The organism is Spiroplasma endosymbiont of Megaselia nigra (assembly GCF_003987485.1).
GTDB lineage: Bacteria > Bacillota_I > Bacilli_A > Mycoplasmatales > Mycoplasmataceae > Spiroplasma.
This window is the reverse complement of the sequence record NZ_RCOO01000314.1, coordinates 1-773: the sequence shown is the minus strand read 5'-3', so window position 1 is coordinate 773 and position 773 is coordinate 1. Positions and strand designations below refer to the sequence as shown.

Genomic DNA, 773 nt, shown 5'->3' with positions numbered 1-773 from the left:
TGATTAAATCCTTTTACTTATTTAGATTTAATTAAAAAAGGTCATAAAAAAGAAATACAACAAATATTAAATCAATTAGAAAAAGATAATAATCTTAAAAATAGAGAACAATTTAAAAATGAAAATTATTTAAATACTAATTGACAACCTTTAAATAGTAGTTGACTTGATAGTGGTATGTTTAATATTACAAATAAGTTAACTTTAACAGGTAATTTAACTATTTTAATATATACAAAAACAGCAAAACATCCGAAATTTTATGGACCTTATGTTTATCCTAGTGTTCCAGTTGAAATATGAAAATTATTAAGTAATGCTGTATCTAATGCTGGGACTTTATTTTGGCGTTATTGATTAAGAAAATGATTACCTAGTCATTTAAGAGATTATATTAAAAAACGATTACCACAAGCATTAAAAGAAAAATATCCCAAAGGAACTACTAAATTAACATTACCAACAGTTCAAAAATTACAACAAATTAAAAAGTTTATTAATAATTTAAAGATTGGACATTTTAATTTTAATTTTGCTGGTGAAATTAATAATAAAAAATGATATCGAGAGCGAAAAAGTGATGTTAAAAATATTAAGAATTTATATAAAACACCAGTTAAAAATATGTTTTACAAAACTAATCAAACTATTAAAACAATTAAGAAAACAAAAACAAGAGTTAATAGTTATAAGCCAAGTAATTTAAAAAATAAATATCGTAATCAATTAAGAGGTGTTTTATATGGAAAATAATTTAAATAATTTGTTATTTA

Annotated in this window: 1 protein-coding gene; it reads left to right on the top strand. The window is 20.7% G+C overall.

From position 1 onward, the window contains the following. On the top strand, nt 1–753 hold a 753-nt coding region (locus tag D9R21_RS07860), incomplete at its 5' end, for a hypothetical protein (protein ID WP_158614018.1). Nucleotides 754–773: the final 20 nt, after the last annotated feature.